The sequence below is a fragment of the Verrucomicrobium spinosum DSM 4136 = JCM 18804 genome, assembly GCF_000172155.1.
GTDB classification, from domain to species: domain Bacteria; phylum Verrucomicrobiota; class Verrucomicrobiia; order Verrucomicrobiales; family Verrucomicrobiaceae; genus Verrucomicrobium; species Verrucomicrobium spinosum.
In genome coordinates this window covers 5,741,180-5,750,427 of record NZ_ABIZ01000001.1, presented here as the reverse complement: position 1 = coordinate 5,750,427, position 9,248 = coordinate 5,741,180, and the positions used below count along the sequence as shown (strand labels likewise).

Genomic DNA, 9,248 nt, shown 5'->3' with positions numbered 1-9,248 from the left:
AGTATTTACAATGAAGCCCCCCCTTCACTTCACCCGCTTTTTCCTCCAACTTCTAGCATTCGGAACCCTCTTGGCGTGTCAGGGAGTCTCACGACTTCAGGCTCAGGCGGTTTATGATTTTGTTCCCATCACCGGGACTCCTACCTGGAATTCCACAGTAAACTGGAATCCAGCCACCGTGCCCAATGCAGCCGGGGTGATTGCCAACATCACCTCCAACATCACCGCCGCCACGACCGTCAATTTGGACGGTGCGCGGACGGTTGGAATGCTCTTCATTGGGGACCCTACTTCGTCGCACGTCTTCACCGTCGCCGCTGGCAGCGGAGGAAGTTTGGTATTCGACAACAGCGCGTATGGCTACGCATTGTTGAGCAAAACCAATGGCACCCAGACCGATGTCATCAGCGCACCAATCACGCTGGCCAGCAATCTCAACATCAACACCAATGTGGGGACGAATGGTGTTCGTTTGAATATTAGCGGGGCCATCACTGGCAATGGCTACAAAGTGAACATTATGGGCTACAGCGGCGTGACCTTCACAGGATCGACCGCGAATACCTATGATGGTCTGACAACGGTTTACGGTCGTGGGGTGGACGACAGCGGCACCCCGACCTTGGTCCTGCAAAAGACGGATGGTGTTGATGCAATCAAGGGCAATCTCCAGATCGGAAACGCCAACATGGGGGGTAACGGGCGCGCCTTGGTCTATCTCGGTGCCAGCAACCAGATCAACAACAACTCCATCATCTCGTTTGACTCGGTATCTGGCAACAACGCCTACTTCCAAATGATGGGCTTCAATGAAACGGTGCGAGGCATCGTGGACTACACCCGTGAAGGGGTCATTCAGGTTACCAACACCCAGACGGGGACTGGGAACTCCACCCTGACGATGGCGACCCTAGCAGGGGATAATTTCTATTATGCAGCCTATTTGAGGAACAACGCGGGCGGCTCTGGGGTGATGAATGTCGCCGTGACCGGTGCCGGAACGCAAACCTTGTCCGGTGATCGTATTCAATACACTGGCTCCACTACAATCGGCTCAGGGGCAACCTTGATTTTTGAAACCACAAGTACCGGTACGACAAATGGCGGCTTTAACTCCGGGTTTAACAGTTCAGGAACCTCGGTTCAGAATGACGGTACGTTGGGCATTCGTGTGGTGAACAACGGTCTGGACCAGACCTTCAATAAACAAATTCTAGGGAGTGGCGGTTTCACCCGCTATGGCAACGGTGTGCTCCGTATTGACTCGGTTGGCTCCGGTGGTGGTGCCGTTACTTTTGGCGGATCTGGAGTCAACATTTTCGGCGGCCGAACCATCTTCAACCGCGCGACTGTGGTCAGTGCCGGTGGATTCAATGTGGACGGGTTGCTTTCCGTTCAATCGAACGCGACCCAAGTCACATGGAGCAGCACGATGAGCGTGGCAGGGGGGGTGAAGATCACCGGCTACAATTTTGGCAGCGGGGTTAATGGAACATCGGTTACCCCCTCGATCACCGCCAACGGTGCGGCAACCATCACCAGTGGGAACCTTGATCTAGAAGGAGGGCTGTTCGTTGTTCAGAACGGCACGCTGAATCTCACTGGAGGCGCGATCAATATTTCCGACAACGTGGGTGAGCTGCGCATCCTGGCCCAAGCGGGTGCTGTAAACAGGGTCACTGGAACCTCCGCCCCGGCTGTGAACATGAACGGCGGAAAAGTTGCTTTCCTGGCCCAAGCAGGTGGCAGCACCGTGTCGCAGACATTTGGAACCCTTACCCTTCAGGGTGGGTTGAACCTGATTGAAACGAACAACACGGCAACCACCAGCACTCTTACCTTCGGTAACTTCGCTCGTAATGCTGGTGGGATGGTGAGCTTTATTGGCACAGGGTTGGGGACTGCGGCCAATAAAGTCATGTTCACAGCAGGAGTTGCCAATGTTAGCGGAATTATGGGTGGGTGGGCAACCGTCGGGACTGCGGGTTCGCCCACGGATTGGGCCGAGTACACGGCGAACGGGGTAGTTGCTTACACAAGCTACAACACGGGCGCAATCTCTGCATGGAATACGACCACCAATAACGGCAACGTAGCAATCTCGTCGAGCCAAGGAGCACCCACGGGTAACGTGACCATCAACTCGCTCAAATTTGTTACCAACGACTCTACGTTGAACATGGGCACGTTTAAATTGACGCTCAACTCGGGAGGCATCCTTGCAAACCGGAACTCCACGATCAACGGAACCGGTGCTATTGGCCTGACGTCGGCGACCAACGAGTTGTTTTATTACAGCTCTAGTGGAATCACCACAACGATAAATGCGGTCATTGGAAATACAACTGCCCGCATGTCTTTCATCAAAGGCGGAAGTGGCGCTGTGGTTCTTGGAGGCCTCAATACATTTACCGGTGATACCATCGTAAACGAAGGCATTGTTACCATTGTGGATGAGAGGGGCCTAGGGGTGGTTTCCGGGTCTTCTTCAGTGATTTTGAATGGCGGCACCCTTCGAGGACACTCGAACTTGGTAAACTCAGGACTCACGAGCCTGACAATTGATGACGCAGGACGCAGCATTATTCTAGGTGCGGGTGACGGGGCAATGGCGGCAAGGGATGGAACGACGATGAACATCACCACGGGTGTAACCTCACAAAATGGAGGACGGTTGTTGTTTGACGGTTCCGTAGGCAGCTGGGGTGGAAATGTGGTGCTGACTGGGACGCTGAACTTGGCTGGAGGGGTGGAGAGCTTCGGCACCGCGAGCGCGACCGGCACCATGACCCTCAATAACACCGTTGGTACGGGAACGATTGGGGGGATTCGCATGTTTACCCGCAATCTGATTGTTCAAGGAACCAACAATATTACCGGCAACATTCTAGTCCAGGGTGGGAATCTTGATATTGGTGGCACCAACACCTTCTCGGGAACAATGACGCTGGATTCTGGCATCACCACGCTGCAGTCCAGTACAGCGCTCACAACTGCGGTTCCGTCCAAAGGTTTCGATCTGACAATGACCGGGGGGGCGAGGTTGGATACCAATGGCTACAATTTGACGATCTCAAGTCTGACATCGGGCTCGATATCTACGACAATCACCGGCGGTGCCGCCTCAGCCGCTCCGAGCAGCCTTACGGTCAATCAGGCATCTTTTACCACTTATTCCGGGAGGATTCTCAAAAATACCGGCAGTACAGGGACCTTTGGGTTGATCAAGCAGGGATCCGGTAACTTAACATTGACCGCGATCGATAGCACGTACACCGGGCCGACAAGAATCGAGGGTGGCACGATAAACGTCGTTCGGTTGGCTAACGCTGGAAGCGCCAGCAGCCTTGGGGCCGGAAGTACGTTGGTGCTCAGCCCGGTCAATCCCGCGGACCTTGTACTGGCAGGAGGTGCGTTGCGCTATATTGGCAATGCCGCGCAAGGGCAATTTGGTGGGACGAACCGTACTTTTACTCTTGGTGTTGGTGCTGACGCGGGTGCCTTGATTGCAGACGGGATCGGACGAGGTTCAATCTTCCAGATGGGGCGTGGCAATGCGACTGCGAATAATACCATCGCATTTGAAGGTTCTGGAGCCCGCTCGCTTACTCTTGGGGGCAGCAACCGTGGTGACAACATCTTCAACTTGATTCTTGGGGATGGTACAGGTGGTGCGACATCCCTCAGAAAAATTGGGACAGGTAACTGGATTTTGGGCGACCCTGTCTTTACAGGGACCAATCAGGCAAACACCTACACGGGTATTACGGAGGTGCTTTCCGGTTCCTTGGTGGCGATGATGGATGGCGCATTCGGCTTTGGGAAGGTGATTGTGAGCGGCGGCACGGGCGGTCAGAGCGCTCCAAACTGGATCAATGCCACGGTGGAGTTGCGCGATGTGCAGTACAATCGCGTCCAGGAACTGAATCTCAATGGCGGAACGCTGGCGGCGAGGGGGAATAGTTCTTGGGCGGGTAGTGTCGCGGTAGGGGCGAATTCCAACCTGTTCGTTGCCGCTGGTGGTGTTCTGAACCTGAAGGGAACATTGGGCGGTGCCGGGAGCCTCACGCAATACGGTGATGGGATGGTGATCCTCAGTGGCGGGCTCACTACTTACAGGGATTCGCTTGGACCTTCGAATGATGCTGCAGTCTATACAGTCGTCTCCGGCACCTTGGTGCTGAACTACGGGGGGGCTTACGGGACAGGTGTGGACGGAAGTAAACTCTCTAATACGGCAGCATTGGTGCTCGGGGGAAGTCGTTTCGGGGGTGCTTTGATCCTCAGCGGGGAGCGCGGTAGCGACAACGTGGAAATCGTCAAGAGTCTTACCCTGAATGCAGGTGAGAACAAAATCATCCGCGATACCACTGGGGTCAACAATGCGATCATTCGGTTGAACACTATTACGCGAAACTCTGGGGCGACGATTGATTTCAGCGACGAGGGCATTGCAAGCACTGACAACGGACTCACCAATGGGATTCTTGGGCCTTGGGCGTTGATCTCCGGCACCGACTGGGCCACAAAGAGCACCACACAGTATGACACCCCGGGTGGGACAGGAACCAACGACCTCCTGATCGTCCGCTACACAGGCTACACGATCAACGACGACGTGAATGCTTGGGTGGCCACAGGCAACATGGACGTGCAGAAGGATAACACGCAGGCCGTGAACGCCTCGGCGTACACCCTCCGCTTCAATACTCCTGACGGTGGGGATGACATGATGACCATCATCCTCTCTGGTGCTTCAAACCTATCCAGTGGAGGCGGCATTCTTGTTACGTCCAATATGGGCAATAGTGCAGCGGTGATTAGCGGAGGGAGTTTGACGACCAGTGCAGCCGACTTCCTCATCTACCAGAACAACCCTGATGCCCCGTTGATCATCTCTTCAGTTCTTACGGGCGGGGTCGGCATTGACAAGCTTGGGCCTGGGGAATTGCTCTTGTATGGTCAGAACAACTACACAGGGGTCACCTTGATCAACGAGGGAGTTACAGGCATCAGATCATTTGGCGACGTGAATGTCGCCAGTGGCGTCGGCTCCGCCTCAAATGCCATCGACCGTTTGGTTTTCAATGGTGGCACGCTTCAACTGAACGGTGCCGGTGGGGTGAGCACCAGTGGTCGCGGCTATACGGTAAACAACCTCGCTGTCTGGGACATTGGTAATGAGAACACCACTTTGGTCTTGAATGGTCAGTATGCCACCGGCGGTACCGAGGCTGACTATATTGTGAAAAAGGTGGGGGCAGGCATCCTCCAGCTTAGCGGCACGCGCAACACCGGTTATGGAATCACCGAGTGGCAGATTGCGGATGGAACTGTTCGCTGGGTTACTGGCAACACGGACAACAAATTCGCGCACTCAGAAGATGGCAAATTGACCATGATGGGGGGGACGTTGGAAGTGTTGGGCGGCGGGACAGATGCCACTCGCTCCCAGTTCCTCCAGGGGCAGTTCACTGTGGGGACAGGGGCGTCAACACTGGTTGTGCGTTCGACAACAAATCAAACTGCGCAGTTGGTGCTTCAAAGAGAATCTAACCCAGTTGAGGTCGTATGGCAGCGAGGAAGCAGCATCCGCTTCGTGGAGGATAACCAGGGTGGGGGCTTCCCTCGAATCATCCTGAATGGGATTACCGGGGTGGACCAACAGGTACTGCTTCCGCGGGCTCTCTACTACGATCCCAACGAAAATCAGGACGCCGGGATCAACTTTTTTGCGTTTGTGAACGCCAATGGTGCCGCCAACAACTCAGTCGAAGATTTCGATGGCCATATCAACGACTCGCCGAATGTGAGCAATTGGTCTCTTAGACTTAGAACAGAGACTATGCACTTTAGTGATGGTGAATCGGCAAGTGAAGGTTTCTTTGGGGCGATAACGACCCTCGATACTCCTATTGACACCCTTCGATTCTTCAACAACCAGGATCTTGACAGCGTTATTCAGATTGATGCGGGTGCCGGTCTTATTTTACGGCAGGGTGCCATCCTGCAAGCGACTCACTCCGGGAACACGCTGAAGAAAATCACCGGTGATGGAGAACTGACGAGTGCCTTGGGCAATTCCCAAGACGACACCACCGATCTCTTGATTCACAATTGGAATCCACTGAGAGCTCTTGAGATTGACGTTGCGATTGTCGACTATTTCGTGGGAGGTAAAAGCGTCAACCTAGTTCATACTGGCAATGGGACCACGTCCGTGTCGAGAGCGAACACCTATTCAGGGTGGACGTATCTGCACGGAGGTGTTCTGAGATTGGATCATGCTAGTGCCCTTCCGACGACGAGCCATGTCCAGTTTCACGGCGGTGTTTTGGGCTTGAGTTCCAACTATCCCCTTTTTGAGTGGAGCGTTGGGACCGGAAACAACCAGGTTGACTGGGTGGGCAGTGGCGGGTTTGCCGCGTATGGCGGGGATCAAACCGTCAATTTGGGAGGGCTAGCCTCACCCTCGACTCTAGTCTGGGGTAAAGGTGGGTTTGTTCTGGACAACACGTCGCTCATTTTTGGTGCTCACGACTCCACGGGAACGTTGATTTTCAGAAACAACATTGAGCTTGGCTTTAAAGATCGCATGGTGCGTGCGGACGACGGATCTGCTGAGGTTGATGGACGAATCAGTGGCGTCATCTCTGGCAAAGAGTTTGGTGCTCTGGTGAAATCCGGCTTTGGTGGGTTGGAGTTGGAAGCGTCAAACTCGTATTCCGCGGGCACTCAACTCGCTCAAGGCTTGCTCATCGGCGTGCAGAATGATTCGTTTGGCAGCGGGGCAGTACTTGTAGGGGGGACCAACGACAGTCGCGCTGTAGATGCATTGGAGTTGCGGTTCAATGGATCTTCGCTGGCGAACTCCATTACTATCGGGAAGTCAGAAGTGACGCCGGCGACTGGGAACTATGAAGGGATCTCTACGATTCATACTACAGCCAACACCCAGATTTCGGGGCCAGTGACCTTGAATCGGAATGCCTTTCTTTCGGTCGATGCGGGCACCACTGCGAGATACTCGTCTCTCATCTCTGCCGCATCCAATGGTGGAAGATCGACCTTGGTTGGTGGGGGGGTCGTGCGGTTGACGGGGGCCAATGCAGGTTTTAATTTCAACTCGGGTGCCAGCGGAAACACTGCGGCGGTCAATGGCGGGATGACGATCCGCGATGCGACCCTGCTGGTGGATAACAGTCAATCGCTGGGCACCGTCACTGTGGAGCTAGGGGATGCGACCAAGCGTCTGACTCCAGGAGTTGCTGTCTATGCTACTGCCGGGCGCTCTGTTCTGGGAGTGGAAAACAACTACAAAATCAACGCTGACAATCTCAGTGCCTACGGTGGAGCGTTTCTTGCGACGGCGGATGGCTCTGGCACTACTGACACTCCGGCCAGTGTGGGGGCGGGCAACGGGGCGTTCTACGACATCAGCGCAACCATTGACGGGCATCAATTCACCAATGCGGATATCGGAGTCTGGATTGTGGTGAAAGACGAGGTGGAGTATCCGGAGAGGAACGGCATTTATCGTGTCGTCCAAATCAATGCGGATGGCAGCATGAACATCGCTCGCGTATCGGAGTTCGATGCGGCAGGCGAGATGAACTATGGTACGCAGGTCGCCGTTACTGCGGGGGTGAGCAATATAGGGAAGACGTACTTCATGGCAGCTCCCAATGTTGCCACTCCCAACGGTGCCACTGATCCATTGTACTGGAAGGAAGACGGCCTGAACCCCACGGTCAAACTGTTGGCCAATGCTTCAGGCGTATCGATCTCAAATGCCATTGATATCAATGCTAACGGTGCCGGCAGCATGGTGCTTGGCACCGAGACTGACCTGGTCGGAAGCGGTGTGGCGGACAACGTCTCCTTCAGTGGAAACGTCGTGCTCCAGGACGGTGCTACAGGTGTGGCGGAACTCAAGACACTCGCGCTGTCATCTGCAGACGCGGTGACCAGTGGGCAGGGAGTCCTGTTCAGCGGCATCTTCAGTGAAGCAACCGGGGTTGGTGTCAATGCGGACATCTTGTCTCTGAGCAAGAAGGGGGCCGGTGTGGCGACCCTGAGCGGGAACAACACCTTTCACGGCTCCACTAGCGTGGACGTTGGCACTCTTCGTATCACCAACAGCAATGCCTTGGGGGCTGCCGATGGAACCGCGGGAACAGGGACCACGATCGCTTCTGGAGCCACATTGGAGATCGATGGGACCAGCGGTGCTGTTACGGTTGGAAATGAAAACCTGAGCGTGGGTGGCACCGGTGTGTCTGCTGGTGGCGCGGTGAAAGTCACGGGTGGCAGCAACACTTGGAATGGTGCCGTCACCATGACCTCAGACACCACGGTCAACGTCGTAACCAGCGCGGCTCTGAAGTTTGCCAACACGGTGCAGGGGGCATTTGCTCTCACCAAGCAAGGAGCGGGCACCTTGGAACTGACTGGGGCCAACACCTACCAGGGCACTACTAGCGTGAGTGCCGGCAGATTGTTGGTAAACAATGCCACCGGTTCCGGCACGGGTACCGGATCCGTGACGTTTGCCAGCGGCACCTTCTTGGGAGGGGGGGGGGCAATTGTTGCCGGCCTCAACAACTCCGTGACGCTCAATTCGGGCTCCACGCTCACTATTGGCAACGCTGGGGCGCTTGCGGCCGAGGACTTCCATATTACGACGAGTGGCACTGGCGTTATTACCCTTGCAGGCACAATTCAATTCGATCTGTTCACCACCCAAGGCGGGCTGAACCCAACGACGGCAAACGACCGTCTGGTCCTCACAGGTTCGTTGAACACCGTTCTGAATACTCCGACATCGGTCTTGCAGGTGAATAGCACGTTCGCTGTGAATGCCAGCAACTATACGGCCGGTCGGACTTGGGACTTGATCGACTGGACCACAATGGCAAGTGGCACCTTCAGCAATATTCTTGCAACCCAAGGGAACTTTGCGGGTGTGCCTGATCTCTCTTCCCTTAATCTACAGTGGGACTTCTCCAGCCTCTACACCAATGGCACCATCAGTGTGGTGGCAATTCCGGAACCCGGCCGTCTCGCTCTGATCGCCATGGCGTTCGGTCTCACCGTCCTGCGTAGACGCCGCAAGTAAGAAATCACCGAGCCGTGTCCAAGGGGGGAATTTCTCCCTCATGGCAAAGAAAATACGTAGTGATTACATGGTAATTTGATTGACGACTATTTGCGTCATTGATTAAATAGCGCGCGTTGCGCAGAAAATT

General features: G+C 55.0%; 2 protein-coding genes. One reads left to right on the top strand and one right to left on the bottom strand.

Annotation, left to right across the window (positions count from 1 at the left end):
- Positions 1-88: 88 nt before the first annotated feature.
- A complete protein-coding gene (locus VSP_RS43175) occupies positions 89-796 on the bottom strand; it encodes a hypothetical protein (RefSeq protein WP_198141222.1) in 708 nt (235 codons plus the stop codon).
- Between VSP_RS43175 and VSP_RS23395 the strand changes: the two genes are divergently transcribed.
- Positions 797-9,118, top strand: a complete 8,322-nt coding sequence (locus VSP_RS23395) for a beta strand repeat-containing protein (protein WP_198141221.1) — start codon at positions 797-799, stop codon at positions 9,116-9,118. It abuts the gene before it with no gap.
- Positions 9,119-9,248: the final 130 nt, after the last annotated feature.